Raw genomic sequence first — 328 nt, 5'->3', positions numbered from 1 at the left:
TCGATCCCGTCGACGAACCGGGTACCGACCGGTCACCCGGGCTCAGCGTCGGCGACCCGGATCTGCGCAAGACTCGCCTGCTCGCCCGCGAGTGCGCCACCTGCATCTTCAAGCCCGGCAACCCGATGCACCTCGACCCCGGCCGGCTCAAGCAGATGGTCGCCGAGGCGCGTGGTGCGGCGGGCTACATCATCTGCCACTCGACGCTGCCCTACGCCGGTAGTCCGGTCCCGCCCGCTGTCTGCCGTGGCTTCGCCGACCGCTACCGCACCTGGCAACTCCAGGTCATGGAACGACTCTGGGGCTTCGTCGACGTCGAGCCACCCGA

At 69.5% G+C, this 328-nt stretch carries 1 protein-coding gene; it reads left to right on the top strand.

Annotated features, from left to right (window positions below; translation table 11 throughout):
- A partial coding sequence (locus ACLQ24_RS30485) for a hypothetical protein (protein WP_425895180.1) occupies positions 1 to 328 on the top strand: 328 nt, incomplete at both ends.

The sequence above is a fragment of the Micromonospora sp. DT4 genome (genome assembly GCF_049841675.1).
GTDB lineage: Bacteria > Actinomycetota > Actinomycetes > Mycobacteriales > Micromonosporaceae > Micromonospora.
The sequence above is the reverse complement of the archived record's forward strand: the minus strand, read 5'-3'. Positions and strand labels throughout refer to the sequence as shown.